Annotated in this window: 20 protein-coding genes and 1 pseudogene; 17 read left to right on the top strand and 4 right to left on the bottom strand. The window is 37.7% G+C overall.

Features of this window, described 5'->3' with window-relative positions; genetic code table 11:
- Positions 1 to 269 precede the first annotated feature (269 nt).
- The 5 genes from BMSHG_RS15730 to BMSHG_RS27140 all read left to right on the top strand — a co-directional run bounded on the left by BMSHG_RS15730 (position 270) and on the right by BMSHG_RS27140 (position 9,373).
- Positions 270 to 1,484: a sensor histidine kinase gene (locus tag BMSHG_RS15730; protein ID WP_019155413.1), complete on the top strand. Its 1,215-nt coding sequence runs from the start codon at positions 270 to 272 to the stop codon at positions 1,482 to 1,484.
- Between the two features lie 212 nt (positions 1,485 to 1,696).
- On the top strand, positions 1,697 to 2,725 hold the full coding sequence (locus BMSHG_RS15725; RefSeq protein ID WP_026073488.1) for a Wadjet anti-phage system protein JetD domain-containing protein: 1,029 nt from the start codon (positions 1,697 to 1,699) through the stop codon (positions 2,723 to 2,725).
- Positions 2,710 to 4,221, top strand: coding sequence for a hypothetical protein (locus BMSHG_RS15720; RefSeq protein WP_019155411.1), 1,512 nt, complete (start codon positions 2,710 to 2,712; stop codon positions 4,219 to 4,221). The genes BMSHG_RS15725 and BMSHG_RS15720 overlap by 16 nt, the downstream gene beginning before the upstream one ends.
- Positions 4,208 to 4,945 (top strand): DUF6063 family protein, encoded by a 738-nt coding sequence (locus BMSHG_RS15715; RefSeq protein ID WP_034658896.1) that lies wholly within the window; start codon positions 4,208 to 4,210, stop codon positions 4,943 to 4,945. Before BMSHG_RS15720 ends, BMSHG_RS15715 begins: the two co-directional genes overlap by 14 nt.
- The gene (locus BMSHG_RS27140) at positions 4,946 to 9,373 is read left to right on the top strand and encodes a coiled-coil domain-containing protein (RefSeq protein ID WP_019155409.1); all 4,428 of its coding nucleotides are present in this window, start codon (positions 4,946 to 4,948) and stop codon (positions 9,371 to 9,373) included.
- A gap of 465 nt (positions 9,374 to 9,838) precedes the next feature.
- Here BMSHG_RS27140 and BMSHG_RS26320 read toward each other — a convergent pair whose 3' ends face one another.
- From BMSHG_RS26320 to katG, 4 genes and pseudogenes are all read right to left on the bottom strand, one after another.
- Positions 9,839 to 10,675, bottom strand: a complete 837-nt coding sequence (locus BMSHG_RS26320; RefSeq protein ID WP_262362281.1) for a putative bifunctional diguanylate cyclase/phosphodiesterase — start codon at positions 10,673 to 10,675, stop codon at positions 9,839 to 9,841.
- Positions 10,649 to 10,945: pseudogene (locus tag BMSHG_RS29300) on the bottom strand (diguanylate cyclase domain-containing protein); the annotation flags it as partial. The pseudogene BMSHG_RS29300 and the gene BMSHG_RS26320, both read right to left, overlap by 27 nt.
- Positions 10,946 to 10,957: 12 nt before the next feature.
- Entirely contained in the window at positions 10,958 to 11,290 is a 333-nt protein-coding gene (locus BMSHG_RS15695; RefSeq protein WP_019155406.1) for a hypothetical protein, read from the bottom strand.
- A 404-nt stretch (positions 11,291 to 11,694) separates the two neighbouring features.
- Positions 11,695 to 13,911 (bottom strand): catalase/peroxidase HPI, encoded by a 2,217-nt coding sequence (gene katG, locus BMSHG_RS15690; protein ID WP_019155405.1) that lies wholly within the window; start codon positions 13,909 to 13,911, stop codon positions 11,695 to 11,697.
- Positions 13,912 to 14,437: 526 nt separating this feature from the next.
- On the opposite strand from katG, the gene BMSHG_RS15685 reads away from it, so the two are divergent.
- The 12 genes from BMSHG_RS15685 (at position 14,438) to BMSHG_RS15630 (ending at position 25,672) form a co-directional block, all read left to right on the top strand.
- Positions 14,438 to 15,205, top strand: a complete 768-nt coding sequence (locus BMSHG_RS15685) for an alpha/beta hydrolase (protein ID WP_019155404.1) — start codon at positions 14,438 to 14,440, stop codon at positions 15,203 to 15,205.
- A gap of 104 nt (positions 15,206 to 15,309) precedes the next feature.
- The gene (locus tag BMSHG_RS15680) at positions 15,310 to 16,704 is read left to right on the top strand and encodes an L-cystine transporter (RefSeq protein ID WP_019155403.1); all 1,395 of its coding nucleotides are present in this window, start codon (positions 15,310 to 15,312) and stop codon (positions 16,702 to 16,704) included.
- Positions 16,705 to 16,802: 98 nt separating this feature from the next.
- Entirely contained in the window at positions 16,803 to 17,351 is a 549-nt protein-coding gene (gene hxlB / locus BMSHG_RS15675) for a 6-phospho-3-hexuloisomerase (RefSeq protein WP_019155402.1), read from the top strand.
- A gap of 227 nt (positions 17,352 to 17,578) precedes the next feature.
- On the top strand, positions 17,579 to 18,250 hold the full coding sequence (locus tag BMSHG_RS15670; protein ID WP_019155401.1) for a helix-turn-helix transcriptional regulator: 672 nt from the start codon (positions 17,579 to 17,581) through the stop codon (positions 18,248 to 18,250).
- Positions 18,251 to 18,268: 18 nt separating this feature from the next.
- Complete coding sequence (locus BMSHG_RS15665) at positions 18,269 to 19,309, top strand: PTS sugar transporter subunit IIC (RefSeq protein ID WP_019155400.1); 1,041 nt, start codon at positions 18,269 to 18,271, stop codon at positions 19,307 to 19,309.
- A 61-nt stretch (positions 19,310 to 19,370) separates the two neighbouring features.
- The gene (sdaAB, locus tag BMSHG_RS15660) at positions 19,371 to 20,030 is read left to right on the top strand and encodes an L-serine ammonia-lyase, iron-sulfur-dependent subunit beta (protein WP_019155399.1); all 660 of its coding nucleotides are present in this window, start codon (positions 19,371 to 19,373) and stop codon (positions 20,028 to 20,030) included.
- Positions 20,031 to 20,135: 105 nt separating this feature from the next.
- On the top strand, positions 20,136 to 21,044 hold the full coding sequence (gene sdaAA, locus BMSHG_RS15655; RefSeq protein WP_019155398.1) for an L-serine ammonia-lyase, iron-sulfur-dependent, subunit alpha: 909 nt from the start codon (positions 20,136 to 20,138) through the stop codon (positions 21,042 to 21,044).
- 267 nt (positions 21,045 to 21,311) lie between these two features.
- Positions 21,312 to 21,995: a hypothetical protein gene (locus tag BMSHG_RS15650; protein WP_019155397.1), complete on the top strand. Its 684-nt coding sequence runs from the start codon at positions 21,312 to 21,314 to the stop codon at positions 21,993 to 21,995.
- Between the two features lie 326 nt (positions 21,996 to 22,321).
- Complete coding sequence (locus BMSHG_RS15645; protein ID WP_019155396.1) at positions 22,322 to 23,020, top strand: response regulator transcription factor; 699 nt, start codon at positions 22,322 to 22,324, stop codon at positions 23,018 to 23,020.
- Entirely contained in the window at positions 23,017 to 24,375 is a 1,359-nt protein-coding gene (locus tag BMSHG_RS15640) for a sensor histidine kinase (protein WP_019155395.1), read from the top strand. The genes BMSHG_RS15645 and BMSHG_RS15640 overlap by 4 nt, the downstream gene beginning before the upstream one ends.
- Before the next feature lie 54 nt (positions 24,376 to 24,429).
- Positions 24,430 to 24,987, top strand: coding sequence for a PepSY domain-containing protein (locus BMSHG_RS15635; protein WP_019155394.1), 558 nt, complete (start codon positions 24,430 to 24,432; stop codon positions 24,985 to 24,987).
- 109 nt (positions 24,988 to 25,096) lie between these two features.
- On the top strand, positions 25,097 to 25,672 hold the full coding sequence (locus tag BMSHG_RS15630) for a PepSY domain-containing protein (RefSeq protein ID WP_019155393.1): 576 nt from the start codon (positions 25,097 to 25,099) through the stop codon (positions 25,670 to 25,672).
- Positions 25,673 to 25,908: the final 236 nt, after the last annotated feature.

Raw genomic sequence — 25,908 nt, 5'->3', positions numbered from 1 at the left:
AACAATTCTCCTTCTCTTCTAATGATCCATAAAAAAATGGTATAGTCTAGATGGTATAAAAAGTTAAAGCTCTTTTCGCAAATATTGCTGCTTTTGGAAAATAATAAGTTCATAAAATGCCTATATCTCCTCGTAGGGACTAAAAAGAGAGGAAGCGAAAAGTGCCGTCGCACATTTAATGTATAGCAGGTAAAAACCGGCTTCTGGGTTTTTACGAAAAACCACAACCTATACGAAAATAGCCAAAGTTAAAGAAGTAAGGAGTAACCATGAAGGAAATTGAAAGTAAATTAAATAAAAAAATATACTATAGTATTGTTTGGACGGTCATTGCCATTATATTAACGGGCTTATTCGCTGACAATCCACGTCTAAATGAATTTGATTTGGGCTATGTATTTCAATTAATCACAGGGTTCTCCCTGTCTGTTTGCTTACTGCTTTATCCAAAGAAAGAGACGGATTTAATTAGAATATGTATCATTGTATTGGCATCGATTTATTTTTATACACTTTTTCTTTTATATCCAGAAACAAGTTCTAATTTTATTCTACTATGTTTTATTCCAGCGTTATCGATTCTATTTTTCAATTCTAAGCTCTTTTATTTCTCCCTCTATTTAAATGCGATATTAATATTGATTTTGTTTACGTATGTTCTGTGTGTTAGTAATGATCATGCTTATGTCAATTTGGAGCTAGATTTAATCGGGAATTTCATCAACTTTATTGCAAGCCAAGTCATTGTCTATTTCATCTTTCATTTAACCAATGCGCGAATGAAGCAACAGCAAATATATTATGAACAAATTCAGCAGTCTGAACGACTAAAGACATCTGGACAGCTTGCAGCAGCTGTCGCTCATGAAATCCGGAATCCTATCACCGTGGTAAAAGGCTTTTTACAATTGTTTAGAGAGGAACAAACATCGCTAGAGCGAAAGCGACATTTTAATTTAATGATCGATGAATTAAATACAGCGGAGCAAGTAATTTCACAATTTTTATCTATGGCTAAGCCAGAACAAGAGAAAATAACGGAAATTGTGGATGTTAGAGAAGTTCTCCAAAGTGTTACAGATTTGCTGCACTCCTATGGACTTTTGCATGATAACCGGATTGAATTAAAGGTCAAAGGCGACTGTAAAACTTCAGCTAACATTATAGAATTAAAGCAACTTTTCATTAATCTTATTAAAAATGCGATTGAAGCTTCGAAAATAGGTGATCTCGTGGTAGTATCAGCAGAAGTGGAAAATGACTTTGTGATCATAAAAGTTATTGACCGTGGCAGAGGAATGTCAGAAGCGGAAGTTGCATCACTCGGCACACCTTTTTATTCATTAAAAAGCAAGGGAACAGGCCTAGGTTTGATGATTTGCTATAATATCGTTGAAAAATATAACGGCATCATTGACTTTGAAAGTAAACAAGGTGAGGGAACCACCGCAACCATTCGCTTTCCGGCTGTTAACAAGAACTAGAGGTTTGGCGAGTTTCACCATATCGAAAAATAGAGCCTAAGAATCCGACTTCTAATGGCTCTTTTTGATGTGCTTTTTATTTTTTTGATTATAAGAAAGTTTCACGAAAATTCCGATGGATCCTGATCTAGTTATTATATAATACCAGTATATAGGAAGTAATTTGACGATCCGTTTCATATACGAAATCTTTGGAAAGACGAGATGATAATATGAAAAAGAATTTAGTTGCCATTCTTGAGCAAGCAAAAAGGTCCACGATCACACTTAGTGACCTAGAAAAGGTAGCAGGACCACAGAATACGTATGATGATTTTGCAGCGAACGTTCGAATATTAATGGATGAAGGTTTTTTGACCGCTGTAAAAAGTCATGGCGTAAATTGGTGCGGGTTGCCAAATCGTTTCCGCATTCAAAAAGGGAAAGTGAAGCAACCATTAATTGAAGAAATTCAAGAGATGCAATTTAAAGTTCATCCTGCTATGGACTTACGGCCCTATTTCTCTGCAGCTAAAAAGAAATGGAGCGAGGATCAGCCATGGATATGGAAGCTCAATGAGTATTTACAGAGAAATGGATTACCTACTACCTATACGAATAGTTCGGAACGTTCCTATGAATTAATGAAAGACGAGAAATGGATAGATGAAAAGGGTGGCAAATCCATATTAGAAAAAATAAATCTATTTGATAAGTTAAAAATAATGAAGACGCCAGATCCACTCATGTTTGCCTTAAACCCGACCCAATTACTATCGAAACATGGTGTACATCGACACCTCGTTGTTGAAAATAAAGCAACCTATACAGGATTACTCGATAAATTACGAGATACTGATTTTACTACATTAATCTATGGTTCAGGTTGGAAAATTGCTTCAAGTTTGAATCAATTAACGAAACAACTTGGGCTTACGAATAAAGATATTCAACATGATATTTACTATTTTGGAGACTTAGATTATGAGGGGATTAGTATATTCCATCACCTTCATGAAAAATATGATGTGAAATTAGCGACCGATTTTTATGAGGCAATCATTCGAAAACCGTTCTACAAAGGGAAAGAAAACCAGACAAGAAACGATGCAGCGGTTCAACATTTTTTACAATATTTCAATGAGGAAGATCAAGAAAAAATTGCATCCATGTTCAAAGAAAATGGTTATTATCCTCAAGAAGCGTTAGCGAAGGAAGAGTTACATACTATTTGGAGGAAGGCATTATGGACACACAATTAAAAGGGATAACGGAAAATTATCGTGAACGTATGCAGCGATTAGCGTTATTCGATCCGTTATTCCGACTAGAAAATAAGCGAGAGAAGGATGAAAATAATCAACCGATTGATTACTTCGGTTATGGTCTCTTAACGCTCTTATTTTTCTTTGAAAATATGCTAATTCGAAACAAAAAAACGAGTATACAGGATTTAGCCCAGTATTTATATGAACTAAATCAAGGAAAATATGTATTATCGCTAGAAGGTTTTGAAAAAATTGCGCGAAACGTAGTGGATACCTTTCGTCCCCCAAGCGGAAAGCGAAATGAAAAGACCTTTTATAACTGGGAAACAAGAGAATATGAATCGGTCCAGTTATCAATATTGAAAGCTGATCGATCAGATATGGGTACGAATACTCAATATTATCAATTAGCTGACCAAGGGTTAGAGCTCGTTTTTGCCACGAAAGAGTATTTTACCGAGTTTCAGTTGTCCATTAACCAATTAGTCTTAAGGAAGCAATTAGAAAAAGGGGAATTTGTAGGAGCGTTAAGACAAATTGATGAAATGCATATTGATGTGGAATCGTTGCGTAATCGAATGACTGTTGTCAAACATGAAATTCAACGAAATATTATATCTGATGAAACGTATGAACGATATAAACAAATGGTTGAGGATATTAATGCCCGACTCACCAGAGAAAATGAAGAATTTAGTGAATTGCATACATTTGTAAAAGATACGAAGAACCGCTTAGCATACGATATGAATTCGGAAAAAGATCGAAAAGCGTATGAGTTGATTTTACAAATTGATCGAGAGCTAGGGGAAGTTCATCATGATCATACGATGTTATTGAAGGAAAGCATTGATTTAAAAACGACTGCGTTGCATGCAGCACAGGAAGCTCTCTATTATGTTGGAATTGACTCCTTTAACTTTAAGCAAGAGATCGCCGCACCACTAGCAAGCAAGCCTTTGCCTTTAGTCACATCGAAACGATTAATCGAACCATTTCTAACGATTGAACAAAGTGAAACGTGGTCACCGCTCGTTATTTTTTCAGAGCAACGAATTGAAACCCAGGACGGGATTGAGCGCACGACTGACTTTGATGATCTCTCAGATGAGGAACTACAGGAGCTAGAGAATGCAAAGGTTCGAAAACAATTTGGGGAGATTATGACGCTCGTGTTAAAAGCCATGGAAGGTAGAGATACAATAACGTTAAAAGAAGTAGTTGGGCGGATGTGTGAGGAAGATGGGGAATGGTTAAATAGACGGATTTTTTACCAATTTTGGTATGTGATGCATCAACGTTCGCCCATCATGTATGAAAAAACAGATGACCGCCATGAATCATTATTCGAAGAGGTTTTAGAATTAATTAAACACCAATATTCCTATATCGAAGTGGAAGAAATACAAGAAATTATAAAAGCAACGGAGCGCTTTTCCATTCAGAATATGGTGTTGCGTTTAAGGGTAGGTGAAAATGATGGATTATAGACAAGAAGACGTGATAAAGGCCTTTCAAATTTACGCAAAAATTAGTCAAAAAGGATATAGCGAGGGCGATGAACTTCGATTGTATTTAGCGGAAGACAAAGTGCGAGGATTGGTTGATCAATTCGCTAATGAAGTAGATTGTACGATTTTCTCTGTTGGTGAACGCCTCTATTTTGTTCCATTAGCACTTAATTCTCCCTTTCATATATCGAATGACACGTTGAAGAAAACCTATTTTACTGGAAGAACCGTTAACGCAGATATATATTTCATGTATGTGACGATCATTATCCTTATTGGAGAATTCTATGATAGCTACCAAACAACGGAGCCTACACGTGATTTCATTTCCATGAGTGACTGGTTGGAGCAAGTAAATGAACGACTAGAAGCATTACAAGCCATTGATGAGGAAGAATTAAAAGAGTTAGAAAAAGAATATGAATACAGCTGGGGTGCCATTATTGAAAAATGGGCAGATATGGATGACTTAAAAGAGACTGCAAAGGCACAGACAGGAAGAACAATTAGTCGACTTAGCTTTCTCCATACGGTGAAACGATTTTTAGTGGCTCAAGAATTAGTTCAAGACATCGGAAATGATGAGTTACAATTGACGGAAAAAGCAAAGGTTATCGTTCAAAGGTACTTTATGGAGTTGGAGTACAACCGAGGGATTTTGGAATTTATTTATTCATTTGCTCAACGAAAGGAGGAAGTGTAGATGCCTTCGATTTCAAAAATTAGATTCACCAATGTCGTCTATGAAGGTGGAGCAAAACGTTATAATGACGACATTTTCCTTTTTGATAGCCACAATGGTGCAATTTTGTTAGAAAATGGGGGTGGAAAGACCGTATTTATTCAGACGGCTATCCAGGCGATTCTCCCCAATGCGGAACTTGCAGAACGTAAAATGAAGGATACTCTTTCATTAGAATCTTCGAGTGCGCATATTGCGATTGAATGGATTATCAATGAAAAGCCGAGGCGCTATGGGCTCACAGCTGTTACCTTATTTATGGCGAAAGAGGGAGTAAAATCATATCGTTATACCTATGAGTATGAAGAAGGGGACAAGCATCGAATTGAGGAGCTACCCTTTGTTAGGCAGAGTGTCGATAGCAAGGTACGCCCTGCAAACCGTGATGAGATGAATGAATATTATTCTATGATGAAATCCACACATCCATTGAAAGCAAATACATTTGATACGGTGAAAGGCTATCATCAATATTTAGAGGAACGATTTAAAATCATTGCTTCGGAATGGAAAAAAATTGCGGTTATTAATAGCTCAGAAGGTGGAGTAGAGAGCTTTTTTGATGGTTGTAAAACGACTTCACAGCTTGTTGACCAGTTACTGATCCCGACAGTAGAAGAAGCGATTGCTGGCAAAGGCTCTACCGATTTCGTCCAAACTTTTGAGAAGCAGCGTGAGCATTTTAAAGCACATAAACGGTTAAGACGAGTGATCGAAGAGAACAAACAAGTAGAAAAGCAAATTGAGAGTTACGTGTCTTCTTTTAAACAATTAGACGAAGTAGAAAAACAATTAGAAGAACAAAAAGTGAATGCGAAAGCTCTATATCTTCATACAAAGCAAGAGCAAGAAGAAACGAAAGAAACTCTATCAAAAATTCAGACTAACCTAGAAGATTGGCAGGCTGAAAAGAAAGAGTGGGAGCGTAAGGAGAAATCTTATGAAATTACACTTTTAGAGCAAAAGAGAGATGAAGCCTTTGAAAAATACAAAATGGAGCAGGATGAATTAGAACAACTAGTGCAGGACGGAAAAGTAAAAAAAGGCCGATTAGCACAGCTTAGAGTTTCGAAGGTGAATGGGGAAATAACAAGAAATGAACAATTGCAAAGCCATTTTAAAGAGCAGTTAAATTTACTAGAAAGAGATGAAGAAACGAGCGACCTAGAGGAACAGTTAGCAGACAATACGGCTTATTTGAAAGGGTATTTCCTTAATGAGGAAGAGAAAATTCAAAGAGATATTAAGCAAATAGAGTTGCAACAAGGTCGGAAGCAGGATGAAATTACTATAAGTAAAAAGGAATTACGTGGTCTTGAACAAGAGATAAGAAACTGGCAACTAAAAGAAACGGATCAAAATAGTAGGAAAGAGTTCGTTGAAAAAGATATGCTCGAATTGGCAAAAGAGATTTTGGCTAATCCTTTAAAAGAAAGAGTAGAGGATGAATTTCCAAAATGGGAGCATGACTACCAGAATTACGATAAAGAGATCATCTCTTTTGAAAGACATATAAAAGAACTGGAGCAAACAAAACGTGAGCTTAAAAATACTTTGCCAATTATACAAGCTGAATACGAACATTTCCGCAAAGAGACAATCACGTACAAACAACAAATAAACGTAATTGAAGACCAGCAAAACGAGATTTTATCTGAAGTGATTGTTCAAATGCCTCAATGGCATCATTACACTTCGATTTATGAAAAAGAAGAAACGATGATTACTCAGCTTGAGGAAAAAGTAGAGAAGTTATTAAGAGAAAAAGAAGAACTCTTATTTAAAGAAAGACAAGCAACGAGATCTGCAGATGACTATGCAAACAGTACTACATTTACTGCTGACCCGAAACTCGAAATTTGGAAAAATCGTTGGCGAAATCAGTTTGCATATCTTGAGCTAGGGGCCGATTTCGTTCAACAGGCTGCCCGTTCATTGGGAGATGCAATAGAGGATTATCATTCTATTTATCCGTATTGGGCTATTACGTTCATTGTGACAGAATCAGAAATACAGAAATTACGAGAGAAACTACTTTCTGTCGAGATGGAGATGACACATCCAGTCTATATTTGCACGGAAGAAGAAGCACGGATGCTCATTCGTGATCAGAAAGAATCCAGTGACCAGCATATTTTTCCTCGTATTTGGAAGGAAAATCTGTCTAATGAGAAGTTTAAGGATTGGAAAATGGAGGTTCAAAAGTTAGCGGATCAATCAAAGGAAGAGCGATTGAAAAAAGAAACAGAACTTCACAGCTGGAGAACAATTTTGTCAAAAGTTCGTGAATTTGTAATGAAGTATCCGTTTGAACAGTACGCTGAATTAAAAGAGCAGTTTAAAATAGCTTCTGATGAAGAAGCAAAACATAAAAGGGTATTGCATGAAAGAACGATACAAATTGAACAGAAAGAAAAAGAGACAGTCGATTATCAAAAGCGATTATCTGAAGTTAGAGATATTTATCAAGGCTTAGAAGCTCGGCTTTCGAAAGGAAGAAATTACTTTTCGAAAAAGAAAGACTTTGAGTTTTTTAAGCAGGAACTAATAAAAATTCGCGAGGAAATCGATAAAGTATCTAAAAGGCTGGAACGCTCTGGGAGGCTTCATGCAAATCTAGAGGAAGAACTTAGTGCATTAGTTTCACAATTAACTTTGGCTAAGGAGCCACTATATAATTTAAAGGGTGATGCCTATTATAAAGAAGTCATGGATGCTCAACCAAAGTACGCTGCCAAAAGCAAGGAACTTTTAGTAGAAGAACGGAAATCATTAAGTAATAAGCTACAAGATAGGCAACAAGGAAGAGAAATAATAGAAAGTAATCTACAAAATGTCAAAGAGAAGCTTAAGGAGCTAAGCAAAGAAAAGACATTGTTCATACAACAATACGGATTAGTTGATGCAATCGAGTTTCCAGCTCATGGGGACGAAGAAATCATCCGGCTTAGTCAGTTAATTAGGAAACAAGAAGAAAGAATGGAGTCAATGAAACCTAAAGTAGATCGACTTTGGGAAGCGTGGAATAAAGCCAAAAATGAATATGACCTCCGTAAAGATGATTTTCAGCAAGTTTACCAGGAAATCGAAGTGTTTAAAGAGTCTCTCACACAGGTAAAGGAACAACTTAAGCTTGAGCAAAAAAGATTGGATGAAAGATATCAGTTTTTAACGAGTGAACTAAAGAGATATCAGACTTTAGAGAAGATCATTGAGAAAGCCATCGTAGAACTAGAGAAGCAAGATATGCGCTTTGCTTTTTTACATGAAAATGTCCGTGAACATCTATTAGAAGATCAAATAAAAAACGATTATGCGTATAAGCGAATGAAGATTATTTCAGAGCTAGTGAAAACCATCACCTCTATACAAGATAAAGTGACCTCTCTGGAAAAAAAGAGAAATGAAGAAAAAGGACATTTCGTTAAGTTCTGTAATAATCACATCATAGACATTAAACTACGAAATACATGTATCACAGGGATTGAACATAAAACGACATATGACGATGTGATCGAGTGGCAAGAAAAAATGAGCGATCGGATTTATCGTACAGTAAAGATTGCCGAGGAAGATATGAGGGAGCATGATAAGCAGTTGCAACAATTCATTTCCCATCTGCATCTTTATCTCCAAACCATTGCAGATGAATTAAGGTTAATTCCAAAGCAAACGCGTGTGAAAGTGGAGGATAAAACAAAAGACATTTATATCTTCTCGGTTCCAGATTGGGATGAGCAAGAAGGAAAAGAAGCCCTCCGTCATCATATCGATTGGATGGTGATCCAACTAGATAAAGAAGAATATAGAGACGATGAAGGAAAAGAAGACGAGTCGCTAATTCGCAAACAAATTGAAAAATGGCTCCATACAAAACAGTTACTGAAGAATGTGATGAAAGAAAAAGATATCAGCGTAAAGTGTAGAAAAGTCAGCAACGATGGAAAAGTAAGCGGTGCACTGACTAGCTGGGAAAAATCAAATGCTTGGTCTGGTGGAGAAAAATGGAGTAAAAACATGACACTCTTCCTTGGCATTCTGAACTATTTAGCAGAAAAGAGAGTACCACTACAAGGAAACCAAAAGCGTCATCGAACAGTTATTGTCGACAATCCTTTTGGAAAAGCATCAAGTGACCATGTGTTAGATCCAGTATTCTTTATTGCTGAACAATTAGGTTTTCAAATTATCGCCCTTACTGCTCATGCAGAAGGGAAGTTTATTCGAAAATATTTTCCTGTCATTTACAGCTGTCGCCTTAGAGAATCAGCAAGCGGAGAAACAAAAATCATGACCAAGAATAAAGAAATCCGAACCGCATTCTTTAAAGACAATGACCCTGAAGCAATGGTAAGACTAGGGGAACAGGAACAGATGGCATTGTTTTAAGAGCCAAAACAAGGCTGCTCTCTTAAATCTGGTAACCACTACAGTACGATAAGCGGAGAATTTCCTGTTACATCCATAATGGAGATGGTTTTGGAGAAAATAGGGGAAGAATTTCCGCTTATGTATAACAAAAACGTCAATTTTCACGTTTTTTCAATTGATAGACGGAAATTCTCCTGCTATTTAAGCTTGTTTTCAAGTTATTTACTAATTAAGCGGAATTTTTCCTGTAATATATCAGGATCAAACTTGAGGGTCTCGCTTGTCTTGAGCTTCAATCCCGTTGGGGGCATTTATTTGTTGGTAACGTTCCAATAAAAGAGTCATTAACAAGAAAGCAAGAGGAGAAAACAACCCGTTTTCTCCTCTTGCTTTCTATCATGGGTTTTTAAATTCTAGATATTTGGGAGCAAAGCAATATGTACAATTAATTTGCACAGCAACTAGAGTTTGAATCAAAATGTTTTATGAAGTCAGAAGCTTCACCAAATCATTCATTGGAAGTGGTCTACTATAATAATATCCTTGAATTTGATCACAATTGATGTGGCTAAGGATCTCATCTTGTTTCTTTGTTTCAACTCCCTCAGCAATTACGGTCATGTTTAGGCTGTGAGCGACTTCAATCAAGGCTTTGACAATCGTTATATTATCTGTATCCTCTTCTAGTTCTCTAATAAACTCACGGTCTATTTTTAATACATCTACTGGGAGCAGTTTTAGATAATTTAAGGAAGAGTATCCCGTACCAAAATCATCTAGAGCTAAATCTACTCCAATTTCTTTCAGGCTATATAGTTTTGAAATAACGTACTCTGGTTGAGACATTGCTACGCTTTCAGTGATCTCGAGCTTTAATTGATCGGGCGCAATATCAAAATTATGCAGAGCATTTTCAACTGATTGGATTAAATCTTTGTGAAGGATCTGAATCATTGATATATTCACAGACATGGTTAGCGAATTCCAACCAGAATCTTGTAAGGATTTTAAGTCCTTACAAGCCTTATTTAATACCCAGTCTCCGATTTTTATGATGAGCCCAGTTTCTTCGGCAACAGGGATAAATGTACTTGGTGAAACAAATCCAAGGGTTGGATGTTGCCACCGAATTAATGCTTCCAAGCCAATTATCTTTCCCGTTTCAATGTTTACTTGAGGCTGATAATACAAATTTAGTCGTTCTTCTTCAATGGCTATTCTTAATTCGTTTTCAATAACGACTCTTGATACAATATCTTTATTAATTTCGGTACTATAAAATGTATAGTTATTCTTTCCGTTGTCTTTTGCTGTGTACATCGCAATATCCGCATTTTTGATTAATGTGTCGAGGTCTTTACCATCTTCAGGATAAAGACTGATTCCGATACTTGCAGACAAAAAGTATTCATTTTCCCTTACCTTATATGGAATACTTAATGATTTCACTAGATTATCAGCTATTTCTCTGACTTCAGATATTGCGTCAATTCCAGGTACGAGAATAATAAATTCATCCCCACCCAATCGTGAAATAATGAAATGGTCACTGCTGATTTTTTTAATTCGATTGGATACTTCTAATAATAATGCGTCTCCGGCTTATAATGGAATACCGATGACAAGAAAAAATAAAATGGTCCATAACGTAAAACTTTTCTTAACCTTGTAATATAGGGCTGCAATGACAGAAATCTCTATCACTAAGTATAACATCCCGTAGAGGTTATTCCATAAAAAGACAGTATAAAGACCTGAAATAATGGCTGCAAAAACAGTAAGTTTAAAAGTAAAATAACGAATAATAATTAACATAAAAACTGAGCCAAAGATAAAATTGATTCCTAAAAATAGATCTACATTAAAAAAATTTCCTAGAACTCCTAAGATCACAAGGATAATGTAGCCTATCGTTCTATTTCTATTATTAAACATATAATGTCTCCCATGATGACGGTAATTGAATTCGACATGATTCGCATTTATAATTATAAAGGTTTTCAGAATGGATTTAGGTGTATTTACGAAAAATTTACATTGAGATGTATGCAACAAGATTTAGGTAAAAATATAAAAAATTGTAGGAGAATAAGAGATAGATTCGGTCTGGATTAATTTGGATCTAAGATTGAAATGGAAGAGTATCAGGTTATAAGTAATCCAGTTAGTTATGAAGATTTAATGTTGTTCTTACTTAAAAAGGGGCAATTTCTTTGTAAAGAGCATCAGTATAATGGTGTGTGATTCGAACAGTTCAGGTGGACAGCGTGGGCACTATAATTTCTCCTTAAAACAAAAAAACCACTCGCAAATGATAATGCGAGTGGTTTTTCATATCATTACTTACCTGCTAATTGAACGTCTTTTTTCTCAGTGTTTTTTACATCGAAACGGTCAGCGTTCATTACTTTAACCCAAGCAGAGATGAAGTCACGAACGAACTTTTCTTTGTTGTCGTCTTGTGCGTAAACTTCAGCAAGAGCACGTAGAATAGAGTTAGAACCGAATACTAGGTCAACACCTGTTGCTGTACGTACTAGCTCACCAGTTCCGCGATTACGACCTTCAAATACGTCGTTACCTACTGGAGTCCATTTAACATTCATGTCAAGTAAGTTAACGAAGAAGTCGTTTGTTAGTGTACCAACACGGTCTGTGAATACGCCGTGCTTTGTTCCACCGAAGTTTGTACCAAGAACACGCATACCGCCGATAAGGACAGTCATTTCTGGAGCTGTTAGCCCTAGAAGTTGTGCCTTGTCAACTAGTAATTCAGCAGAAGCTACGCTGTACTGTTGCTTTTGATAGTTGCGGAAACCATCTGCAATAGGCTCAAGTACGGCAAAGCTTTCAACATCTGTTTGTTCTTGAGTAGCATCACCACGACCTGGAAGGAACGGAACGGTTACATCAAAGCCTGCATCTTGAGCAGCCTTTTCAATTGCAGCAGTACCACCAAGAACGATTAAATCAGCTAAGCTAACTTTCTTGTCTAAATGACTTTGAATTCCTTCAAGTACAGTTAGAACTTTTTCAAGTTGTTCTGGTTGGTTTACTTCCCAGTTCTTTTGCGGTTCAAGACGGATGCGAGCACCATTCGCTCCACCACGCATATCAGAGCCACGGAATGTGCTTGCAGAAGCCCAAGCTGTTGTTACTAGCTCACTGATTGTTAGCTCAGAGTCAAGAATTAATGCTTTAATTTTTGCTACTTCTTCTTCAGTTAAGTCATAATCTACTGTTGGAACAGGATCTTGCCAGATGAACTCTTCTTCAGGAACTTCTGGACCTAAGTATCTAGCTTTTGGACCCATATCACGGTGGATTAATTTAAACCAAGCTTTTGCAAATGCATCAGCAAACTCTTCTGGATTTTCATGGAAGCGACGAGAGATTTTTTCATATATAGGATCATGACGTAATGCAAGGTCAGTTGTAAACATAATGGTTGGAACTTTAACAGATGGATCCTCAACATCTGGAGCAAGGTCTTTTTCAGCTGGGTCTACTGCCATCCACTGATATGCACCTGCTGGACTCTTAGTAAGCCACCACTCATATCCAAATAATAGATCGAAGTATCCATTATCCCATTGTGTAGGATTAGCAGTCCATGAACCTTCAAGTCCACTAGTGATGGTGTCACGGCCTTTACCGCTACCATGAGTGCTTTCCCAACCTAGACCTTGAGCTTCAAGAGGAGCAGCCTCTGGCTCAGGACCTACTTGAGCAGCATCACCTGCACCATGTGCTTTACCGAAAGTATGTCCACCAGCGATTAATGCAACTGTTTCTTCATCATTCATTCCCATACGGCCGAATGTTTCGCGAATATCACGAGCGGCAGCAATTGGATCAGGCTTTCCGTTTGGTCCTTCTGGGTTTACATAAATAAGACCCATTTGAACGGCAGCAAGTGGATTTTCAAGCTCACGATCACCTGTGTAACGCTTATCATCTAACCACTCTTTTTCAACACCCCAGTAGATATCTTCTTCAGGATGCCAAATGTCTGGACGACCTGCACCAAAACCTACTGTCTTTAAGCCCATATCTTCAATCGCTACGTTACCTGCTAAAACAAGTAAGTCAGCCCAAGAGATTTTGTTGCCATATTTTTGCTTGATTGGCCATAATAGGCGACGTGCTTTATCAAGGCTAGCATTATCAGGCCAGCTGTTAAGAGGAGCAAAACGTTGGTTACCACTGTTACCGCCTCCACGGCCATCTCCAGTACGGTATGTACCAGCAGCATGCCAAGACATACGAATGAAAAATGGACCGTAATGACCATAATCTGCTGGCCACCAATCTTGGCTATCTTTCATTAAAGCTTTTAAATCGTTTTTGAGAGCATCGTAATCTAGTTTCTTAAATTCTTCTGCATAATCAAAGTCTTCTCCCATAGGATTAGATTTCTTATCATGCTGACGTAGAATGTTTAAGTTTAATGAATTTGGCCACCAATCAGTATTTGTTGTACCACTAGTTTTTGGGCTAGTAGCACCTCCATGAAATGGGCAGCCTTCAATGTTAGCACTGTTTTTGTTGTCCATTACTCTTCTCTCCTTTAATATATATTTATTTATGAATCTAGTCGAAACTAGAACATAATAATAATTATTATTATGTAATCATTATATTAATCTATTTGAAAAAAGAAAAGCAATAACTCTTAAAAAATGAAAAAAATATTAGAAACCTAGTAATGGAAAGGGACGGGATTAGTATAAATAACTAACTGATTACGTGAATAATGAGGTAAATAAGTTGAAACACACTTAATGTTTTCTCAAAATATTGAGAATGAATAGGTACAATTAAAAATGGTTCTATTTATTTTCTAGTGGATTATGTAGGAACGGAAATTTTCCTTTTGGAAAAGATCCCCTCTATATGATAGTCCATTCACGGTCGTAACTCAACAACTAAACTAGTTTCAGAGAAAGAATTCACTTAAATTTCAAAATTATATAGTAAAGTAAAAATACATATTTTAAATACGAGTTGACAGGTAGGAATAATGTGGTTTATGATTTGGATAATTAATTTTCAGAATTATAGGATGGGGGAGGAGTAGCCATGAAAGAAATTTTCCCAGTTATGGAAGGGGCTGAATCCTTTTTTCTAAAAGGGAATGAGATTGGACTGTTGCTTTCACATGGATTCATGGGAACTCCTCAAAGTGTTCAATATTTGGGGGAGAAATTTTCAGAGTTGGGGTATACAGTCTACGCACCAAGATTAACAGGACATGGAACCGCTTATCAAGATTTGGAGAATGCTACGTATGTAGATTGGTTTTTAGAACTTGAAAAGGGATATCATTTATTAAAAAAGCAATGTTCGACCATCTATGTGATGGGACAATCGATGGGAGGGACATTAACGCTTTGGCTTGCGCATAAATATAAGGATATAAACGGGATCATGCTGATTAATCCAGCCTTGACTCTACCCAATTATGAAAAATGGAACGGAAAACAGGAGCCGAAATATCTTGATGAGACAGCACCAGATATTAAATTAAATGATGTTCATGAAATCACCTATCCTAAAGTTCCTCTGCAAGCGATCCATCAACTGCAAGAATTAATGAAGAAAACGCCTGAGATTTTACCAACAATCAAGGTTCCAATACTAGCTTTTAAATCAGCCATCGATCATGTTGTTCCACCCGAAAATACGAAATATATATATGAAAAGATTGGTTCCGTTGAGAAGGAAGTGGTCACCTTGCATAATTCCTATCACGTTGCTTCAATGGATCATGATCGTGACAAAATTATTGCTCAAACGCATTATTGTATTCAAAGGAAAATAAGCGAAAGAGTGAAAAAGTTGTCTTGAAGGGAAAGACCATTTTTTTTAAAAGTAATTCAGACTTTACCAATAGGTTTTAATGTATTATAGTAGTGAATGTTGTTAATTTATACATAAGGAGGAGACTTAATTTGAATACGTTTCTTGTTATCGTCAATATTGCTATTCTATTAGCGATTATTATCGGTTTATATATCATGCAAAAGAAACATGTGACATTCTCAAAGCGAGTTTTCGCAGGGCTTGGTTTAGGTATTCTATTTGGTATTATTATTCATCTTATTTACGGTACATCATCTGAAGTAACGGATACGACGATCCAGTGGTTTAATATCGTTGGTTCAGGTTATGTTAGCTTGCTTCAAATGATTGTCATGCCGTTAGTATTTATTTCTATCGTTGCGGCATTTACGAAAGTTACGGTTTCAAAAAATCTTGGTAAAATTAGTTTTTACGGAATCGGAATTTTGTTAGTTACAACAGGGATTGCAGCTGCAATCGGAATCGGAGCTGCACTAGGATTCGGTTTAGAGGGTGTTCAATTGCAAGCAGGAGATGCTGAAAATGCGCGCATTGAATCACTTACAGAGCGAGTGGCAACAGTTGAAGGGATGACGATTCCACAGCAAATTCTATCGTTTATTCCAACGAATCCATTTGCAGACTTAGCAGGTTCTCGATCTACATCAACAATTGCAGTCGTCATTTTTGCATCCTTTATCGGTATTGCTTACTTAGGGGTAAGAAGAAAGCAACCTGAACAAGCAGAATTATTCGCAAAAATTGTGGAGTCATTCTACGCAATCGTAATGCGTATCGTGACATTAATATTGCGTTTAACACCATATGGAGTATTAGCATTAATGACAAAAGTAGCGGCAACGAGTGATTATGCTGCGATCATGAATTTAGGGAAATTTGTGATTGCATCATATGTAGCGCTTATTGCGATGTTCCTTGTTCACTTATTAATGATTAGTGTTGCAAAGCTAAGTCCCGTTACATTTGTGAAAAAAGCTTTACCAGCTTTAACGTTTGCATTTACTTCTCGTTCAAGTGCTGGGACATTGCCACTTAACATTAAAACGCAAACAGATGGTTTTGGAGTTTCTCCAGGGGTTGCCAATTTTGTCGGACCATTCAGCTTAACGATTGGGCAAAATGGATGTGCAGGTATCTATCCAGCGATGTTAGCGGTTATGGTTGCACCAACTGTGGGAATTAACCCATTAGATCCTGGCTTTATCATATCGTTAATTCTTGTCGTAATTATTGGATCATTTGGTGTTGCAGGTGTAGGTGGTGGAGCGACATTCGCTTCTTTAATCGTACTTTCAGTATTAAACCTACCTGTAGCAATCGTCGGTCTATTAATTTCAGTTGAACCACTTATCGATATGGGACGTACCGCTTTAAACGTAAGTGGTAGTATGACATCTGGTGTTCTAACTGGAAAAATCACAGGCGAATTTGATGAAAAAGTATACAACGAAAAAGGCGGCTTGGACGATGTAGTCGAAGCGTAAGGCAAAAAGGAAAGGCGGTGCTTATCAACTGCCTTTCCTTTTTTTATGAAAAAATCAATGGGTGTTAAACTATAAAAGGAGAAAGGAGTACTGTAACGATGAAAACGATCCAATTAATTTTAGATGAAATTCAAGGTGTAATGAGGAATGTGGATGAACATTCATTAGAAGAGGTGGCTGCCCTTTTAGCTAGTGGTAAACGAATTTTTGTCATTGGTGAAGGAAGATCAGGGTTTATGGCCAAATCATTTGCGATGAGATTAATGCATTTAGGCGCAAATACTTTTGTGGTTGGAGAAACAACTACACCATCAATTGAAGCAGAGGATATGCTAGTAGCTGTTTCAGGTTCAGGGAAGACGAAAAGTGTTGTGTGGACCGCTGAAAAAGCAAGTTCTGTAGGTTGTGAAGTAGTTGCTATTACAACTGATTCAAATTCAGAACTGGCATCACATGCATCATTTGCGGTTGTTGTACCAGCTACAACGAAATACCGTAATAGTGAAACTGAACAATCAATTCAACCATTAGGAACATTATTTGATCAAAGTGTCCATATCATCTTGGATGCAGTTTGTTATCTGTATTCTAAGGTATCAAGTTTAGAACATGATGAGGTATTTAGACGGCATAGTAATCTAGAATAGAGGAAGTAGAGTAAGGTCATATTCAAAAAATGAATATGGCCTTTTTTGCATGTAAATGTGACCGTTATTTGTAGCCTTTTCGAGCATTTTATTAAAATTTTTTTGTAAGCGTTAAAATTTTATTTGAATTCTAGGACATCCATGTTATGATTTCTATAGCAAGATAGTATTCTAGAAATATATTTTTTAACGCAAATGAAAACGATTCCAATAAGGGCGTGATAGTAATGAGGAATGATGACAATACTCAAGTATTTGATTTAGCTAAACGTACAGCAGATATGCTCGTAAAAATGTTTGGACGACGCTGTGAGGTTGTGGTCCATGATTTTCAAGACTTGAAAAAATCTTTAATATACATTGCTGGTAATGTCACAAATAGAACGATTGGTTCACCCATAACGGACCTTGTTCTAACTGAACTAAGAAAAGACCCGTCCGAAATTGAAGATATTCCAAATTACAAAACACAAGCACGTAATGGGACGTTATTGAAATCTGCAACGGTGTTTTTAAGGGATACGAATGAAAAGGTAATTGGTGCTTTATGTATCAACTATGATATTTCTCAAATGGAGTTGAATGTAAGAGAGTTGGAAGATTTCCTTTCTTTTAATGTCCATGAAGATAAATCAGAGAATTTCCATACAACTGTGCAAGATGTCATCCATGACATGGTTCATCAAGTTTTAGCAAACTTCAAGAAAGCGCATACACAATTGAGTCTTGAGGAGAAAGTGGAATGCGTTCGCTTACTAGAGGAAAAAGGTGCTTTTCTAATTAAAGGATCAACTGAATATTTAGCGAGCGTACTGGGAGTTTCAAAATTTACGATTTATAACTATCTTAACAAAATAAGAACACAAAATGAGTACCAGTTTGAGGAAGACATTAAATAAATATAGGGGGTTTATTAGATGGATATTATTAAAGGTACAGCACTTTTATTATTAGTATTAGCAGGTTTTTCTCTATTTAGTTATAAAGCACCAAAGGGGATGAAGGCGATGGCTGCCCTCGCTGGTGCAGCGTGTGCAGCATTTCTAGTTGAAGCATTTCAATTGTATGTCGGAGGCGATTTACTAGGCATTAAATTTTTAGGTGAAGTCGGAACTGCAGCAGGAAGTATGGGTGGAGTTGCTGCTGCGGCTTTAGTAGCCATTGCAGTTGGGGTTTCTCCTGTATATGCTCTATTACTAGGTGTTAGCTGTGCAGGACTTGGATTATTGCCAGGATTTATCGCAGGCTATTTAGTTGCTTTTCTTGTAAAGTTGATTGAGAAAAAAGTACCTGGTGGCCTAGACTTAATTGTTATTATTTTATTCTGTGCTCCGCTTGTTCGTTTAGTTGGCGAATTAATGTCTCCTGTCGTAAATGCAACGCTTTTGAATATCGGCGGAATTATTACGGAAACAGCAAACAGCAACCCAATTTTAATGGGAATTATTTTAGGTGGGGTTATCACAGTAGTAGCGACTGCACCACTAAGTTCAATGGCTTTAACCGCTATGCTTGGATTAACAGGTGTTCCAATGGCAATTGGTGCATTAGCAGTGTTTGGGTCTTCATTTATGAACTATATTCTATTTGACCGAATGAAGTTCGGGGATCGTAAAACGACAATTTCTGTTGCTATTGAACCGCTAACACAGGCACATATCATTTCTGCAAACCCAATTCCAGTGTACGTAACAAACTTTGTTGGTGGTGCTAGTGCAGGTGTCATTATCGCCTTGTCAGGTTTAATTAATAATGCAACAGGAACGGCGACTCCAATAGCAGGATTAGCTGTTATGTACGGTTTCAATGACCCAGTAAAAGTGACACTTGTAGCCTTATCATGTGCAGCAGTTGGCCTATTATGTGGATTCCTCGGTTCCATCGTCTTTAAAAATTACAAAATTAAAACAGTCGACCAATTACAATCGATTGAGACGGAGAAAGAATCTGCGGCTTAAAACAAGTAGAAAAAAGTGGGCACTATTGTAGGTGCCCTTAATGATAAAGGGGAAATGTACGATGAAATATCGATCAGCGTTTGATATTATCGGTCCAGTGATGGTGGGACCGTCTAGTTCCCATACGGCTGGAGCGGTTCGAATAGGAAGAGTGGCTCGAAGTTTATTCGAAAAACAGCCGAAAAAAGTAGATATCTATTTATATGGTTCATTTGCAACGACGTACAAAGGCCATGGGACGGATTTAGCATTAGTAGCCGGGCTTTTAGATTTTGATACTTTTGATGAAAGAATTCCTCATTCGTTGAAAATGGCCGATGAATCTGGAATGGAAGTATTTTTTCATACAGAGAAAGCGATACCGGATCACCCGAATACCGTTAAATTAAAATTAGAAGATGGAGATCAAACGTTAGAAATTATTGGGATATCCATAGGCGGTGGGACGATTGAAATTATAGAGATCAATTCGTTTAAGCTAAAACTATCTGGAGACCCAGCATTTCTCGTTATGCATCAAGATCAGTTTGGGGTCGTTTCTTGTGTGACATCCATTTTATCAAAGTATAAAATAAACATTGGCCATATGGAGGTCTCTCGTAAAGAAAAAGGGGACATGGCGATTATGGTGATAGAGGTCGATCAAAAAATAGAGGAAACCGTATTAAATGAAATTAAAGAGCTTTCTAATGTAAAAGGAGTCATCCGAATGGTTGCTTAATCCATCGATTTCATCATGGAGAACATCAAGTGGAAAATCATCTAGACATTATGAAATCAATTTAACTCACAACGGGATTAATGGTAAAGAGTAGGAGGACAATATATGTTTCGAAGTGTAGCTGAACTTGTTTCGTTGGCAGAACAACAGCAAGTGAAAATTGCAGAAATTATGATTCGTCAAGAAATGGAAGTATCCGGGTTAACCAGAGATGAAATCATTGCCAAAATGGATCAAAATTTAGAAGTTATGGAACAAGCCGTGGAAAGAGGGTTAAACGGTGTGAAATCACAAACTGGATTAACAGGTGGTGACGCTGTTTTACTCCAAAATTATATTAAAAGTGGCAGAGGATTGTCAGGGAATCTTCTATTGGATGCTGTCAGTAAGGCAGTAGCGACAAATGAAGTTAATGCGGCAATGGGGGTTATTTGTGCAACACCAACAGCAGGATCAGCTGGAGTAGTACCAGGAACCTTATTTGCGGTAAAAGAACAATTGAATCCAACTCGTATGGAAATGATCGAATTTTTATTTACGGCAGCGGCCTTCGGCTTTGTTGTCGCAAATAATGCTACTGTTTCAGGAGCTGCTGGAGGATGTCAAGCAGAGGTAGGTTCTGCTGCTGGGATGGCGGCAGCTTCGATTGTCGAGATGGCCGGAGGTACCCCGCAGCAAGCAGCTGAAGCAATGGCCATTACATTGAAAAATATGCTTGGGCTTGTATGTGATCCGGTTGCAGGACTTGTTGAGGTACCTTGTGTGAAGCGGAATGCTATGGGGGCATCGAATGCGTTAACGGCGGCAGATATGGCGTTAGCAGGAATTACAAGTAGAATTCCATGTGATGAAGTAATCAGTGCGATGTATGAAATTGGGAAATCAATGCCATCTGCTTTAAGAGAAACGGCACAAGGTGGATTAGCAGCAACACCAACTGGCCGAAGATTAGAGGCAGAGATTTTTGGACAGCCGAAGGAGAAGTTGAAAGATTATTTAGTCGGAGCAATTTAATGATATTCAGGTCCAGATTTCGAGAAAAAATATTTTTTCGAATTTGGACCTATTTAATTTTTATAATAGGTTAGATGAATCAATTTCATAAAGGTACTTCACAAGTTAAAAAACGAACGAAAATTTTTGGACTAGAAATGTTCATTTTTTCACTTCGAACATTGTGAAATCGACTCAGATACCTAATAAATTGCCATCTGATACAGTACACCTTCCTCAATTTTACATATAATGCTCAAGAAACAATATAAATGAGGAGGTTTCTGTATGTATTATTATGCCCACCCTTATGTAAACCCGTATTCATATGGATATCCGATGGTGCACCAAACATATGCGTATCAACATGAAGATATGTACCGTCAACCTGTAGATTTAGGGAGATGGTGGCAGGTGGAAGAAGGTTCTTGGAGTGGCGTCTGGACACGTAGAGGGAATAGCAATGTCTTTGATGCCAGATGGACGAGGCAAGGAGCAACACCGATCACAGCTGTGATGACGATGAATGTGTTTGATCGATTTGTAAGCATTTCTCGTCGAAATAGTAGTGACGGTAACAACTGTCAATACGTTGGAATCATTGAAGGTGACAGAGTTAGAGGAACGAGTGTGTGTAATCGTGGTGGCGGCTCTTGGAGTGCAACAATTCAAAGAAGACCAGTAACACCAAGCCTGGGCAGAAGATGGGAAGTGCAAGAAGGTGGTTGGCGTGGTGTCTGGACGCGTCGAGGAAACAGCAACACCTTTGATGCAAGATGGACCAGACAAGGGGCGACGCCAATTACTGCGGTTTTAACAATGTCTCAGGACGGTAATAATGTTCGCATCTTAAGAAGAAACAGCAGTGACGGCAATAACTGTGAGTACAATGGTCAAATGGATGGGAGAACGGCGAGCGGTACATTCACCTGCAACCAAGGTGGAGGAAACTGGACCGCGAATATTAGCTAATTAGAATGAAAAAATCAAGAGTTAATATGAATCAAGGTAGCCTAATTTAATGAGAAGGCTGCCTTTTTATATTTTTAAACGAGTGGACCAGAGCGATTGCGATTTTTGCGATTTCCGGAATTATTGGTCGATTTTCCGGAATTAATTTAATTTTTCCGGAATTATGGGTGAAAGTTCCGGAATTAAGTTGTTTTTTCCGGAATTATGGGCAAAAGTTCCGGAATTAATGCTTTTTTTTGACTACCTGAAAAATATCTGGATAGAATGATCTAAGTTTGTATTCATGTTAAAATGACGATAAAAATCAGAACGGATGGGGAGGAAAAATGACTAAACAAAAAATCTTAATCGTCGAGGATGAGGAAAAGATTGCTCGAGTTCTAGAATTAGAGCTTTCGTTTGAGGGGTACGAAGTGGGAAAAGCGTTAGATGGTTTGTCTGGATTTCAGCTCTTCCAAGAGCAAGACTGGGATCTCATCATATTGGACGTCATGCTTCCGGGGATCAGTGGGATTGAGTTGTTACGCCGAATTCGTTCTGTAGACAAGCATACGGCTATTATCATGCTAACGGCTAAAAATTCGATTGAAGATAAAGTGTCAGGACTTGACCTTGGTGCCAATGATTATATGATAAAGCCGTTTGAGATCGAAGAATTGCTTGCACGCATTCGAGCAAATTTAAGAACTCAAACTCCAGTACAGGTTGTTGAAAAACATGATGAATGGATGACAGTAGGCGATTTGCAGTTAAATGAAGTGACCCGTGAAATTGTAAGAAGAGATCACGCAATCGAATTAACACCGAGAGAGTTTGATTTATTGGCATATTTAATGAAGCATGAGCGACAGGTTTTGAATAGGGAACAAATATTGAATGCCGTTTGGGGATATGATTACTACGGAGACACCAATGTCGTTGATGTTTATATCCGTTATTTACGTAATAAAATTGATAAGCCCTTTGGAAGAGCACTCATCCATACGGTGCGTGGAGTCGGCTATGTAGTGAAGGATTCAAAATGAAGCTTAGGAATAAGATCAATCTTTATACAACCGTATTATTTATTTTTCTATTGGTAGTAGTGAATGGTGTTATTTATTTTTCTTTTAGCAAAATGATGTATGAGAATGAGCTGGAGCGGACTTTAGCTCAGGGCCTGCGTGCAGTGGATGGGATAGGGATGATGGAAGGTGAGACTACTCCTCAAGAAGTATTAAGGGCATACATGCCAATCGATGGAATGCTACAAATTGTCAATGAAGATGGAACTCGAGGGGGAGCGGTGGTCGATCCGAATCAGCAATATTTGCATGATCTTCAAGTGCAGTATTATGACAATCAAATGCAACAAATCAATCGTGATAACGGTGTGAAACATACCTTCGTTTCCATGCCGATTATTTGGCAAAATGGAGAGGTTGCTGCTCTCCAAGTATCGGTCAGTTTACAACAAACAGATGAGATTCTTTCAACACTTCGTATCATCCAAATTATTGTCACCCTTTTAGCGATTATTCCGGTAGTGCTTTCTTCAAGGTTTCTAGGTAATCTTATTACCCACCCGATTTCATCCATGATTAAAACAATGAGAGAAATACGTGAAAGTGGGCAATTTAGACGGATTCCGGAGCCAAAAGATTCAAAGGACGAACTTCATCTAATGGCTGAGACGTTTAATGAAATGATTGAGTTATTAGAGGTCAATTATGAGAAACAAGGACAATTTGTTTCCAATGCCTCTCATGAATTAAATACGCCTTTGACCGTAATTGAATCGTATGCTTCCTTGTTAAAAAGAAGAGGAAGGGAGCAGCCTGAAGTATTTGATGAATCTGTACAAGCGATCCATTCTGAGGCCATTCGCATGAAGGCTCTAACGGAACAATTGCTAAAGCTAGCAAGAAACGATGAAACATTGAAGGTCGAACGAAAGGAAGTGGATTTAAAACATGTTGTAGCAGAGATGGTCCGTACGATAGAACAATCGTATCATCGTAAAATCGAATTAGAAGTACAGAACGAAGTGAAGGTGCATACGGATTTACAAAAGTTTAAACAATTATTTTATATTTTCCTCGATAATGCGAGAAAGTATAGTGAGGATACAATTAAAGTTCGGATTGAGAATACGGAACAGCAGGCTATCGTGGAAATTATCGATTACGGTATTGGCATCCCAAAAGAAGATTTAGAAAAAGTATTTGATCGTTTTTTTCGAGTCGATAAAGCAAGGACACGAAAGACAGGTGGATTTGGGCTAGGGTTGTCTTTAGCAAAAGATATTGCGGACGCAATGAAAGCAGATATACACCTGGAAAGTGTAGAAGGGTTAGGGACAACGGCCAAAATTATTCTTCCACTGTCTCCTTCTCATTAAATTCTCATTTTTATAGGGTAATATTTTTATACAGAAAAAAATGAGGTGAGGTAGTTGAGAATTTTTAGTTGGAAGAAAATCAGTATTAGCGTAGCTGTCCTCCTTCTTGTATTAGTTGCCGTGTGGTGGTTGATGCAGTCGATGACAACGGAAAAAACGGTTTCCGCTGAGGAAGCGACAACAAAGGTTCAGGAATTGTATAAAGGTAAAATTGTCAGCATCGAGGAAAACGAAGGATTCTATCATATTACAATTAAGCTCGATACAGGTGAGTATGAGGTAGAGATTGATCGAGCGACTGGTGATATTGGCAAGCTGAACAGAATAACAAATACAGTTGATAGTGCGCCAAAACAAGACGGAGAGTCTGAAGACAAGGAAGCGGATCCAGCTGATTCTGTTACGGAACAACCACCGAAGCATTTGAGTGAACAAGAGGCGATTTCGATTGCCCTTCAGAGTGTAACTGGTGAAGTAGATGATATCGATTTGGAACAATCAAACGGTCTGATCTATTATCTCGTCGAGGTAGAAGTCAATGATGATAAGGAAGCTACAGTGCAAATTAATGCGATATCAGGTGAAGTAATGTCGATTACGTGGGATGACTAGAGTGGGGGAGTCATCCGTTTTTTTCTCATCAATTTCTCATTCTCCTATTCATGTTCTCTCATTTTGATTGTCTATAGTGTAGATATACCAATTAAGGAGGCAATCAATAATGAAGAAGAAAATAATTGTAGGCAGTGTTGTAGGGGTATTGTTATTAGGAGGTGCCCTTGGAGTAAGTGCTGTTTCAGAGCCAAAAGTAGCATCAAGCAATGATTTAATTACAATGGATAAGGCAGCAGAGATTGCGACTAAAAAAGTAGATGGTGTTGTTGAAAGTATTAATTTAGAGAAGGAAAAGGGCCGTTTGGTTTATGAAGTGGATTTTGATGGACCATACGGTGATGACGATGATGATATTGAAGTGTATGTAGATGCGGTTTCAGGTGAGGTAGTCAAGGTGAAGAATGACGATAAAAATGTAAGTGGAACTGTGAAGCAGACAAAATCAGAGCAAGGCACTCAAAAGACTGCGAGTAGTAAGATAATAACCCAAGAAGAAGCCATTGCAATTGCAACAAAAGATACGCCTGGAAAAGTAATCGAAGTGGAATATGATGACGGTGAATATGAAATCGAAATTCATACTGACACCCATGATGTGGATTTCGAAATTGACGCTAGAACAGGAACGATTCTAGAAAAAGATGTAGATAGACTTGATGATGACGACCGTTATGATGACTAATTAAGAATGAGAAAAGCTTGCTTAATGCAGGCTTTTTTGCTGTCAGGAATTTATAAATTCCCTCGACTTGTCGATTAGTGTTCGATAAAATGTTCGTATAAACAGTAGGAGTATCGGTATGAGTAAACAAGGAAGCGGAGTCATTAAGAACATTTTAAAAGACCATTTTGATGGGTTTTGGAAATTGAACGAAAGGAGATTTCCTGAGGCCTATCGAGAGGATATAAAAGAAACCA

It is taken from the genome of Robertmurraya massiliosenegalensis JC6, assembly GCF_000311725.1.
Classification (GTDB): domain Bacteria; phylum Bacillota; class Bacilli; order Bacillales; family Cytobacillaceae; genus Robertmurraya; species Robertmurraya massiliosenegalensis.
The sequence above is the reverse complement of the archived record's forward strand: the minus strand, read 5'-3'. Positions and strand labels throughout refer to the sequence as shown.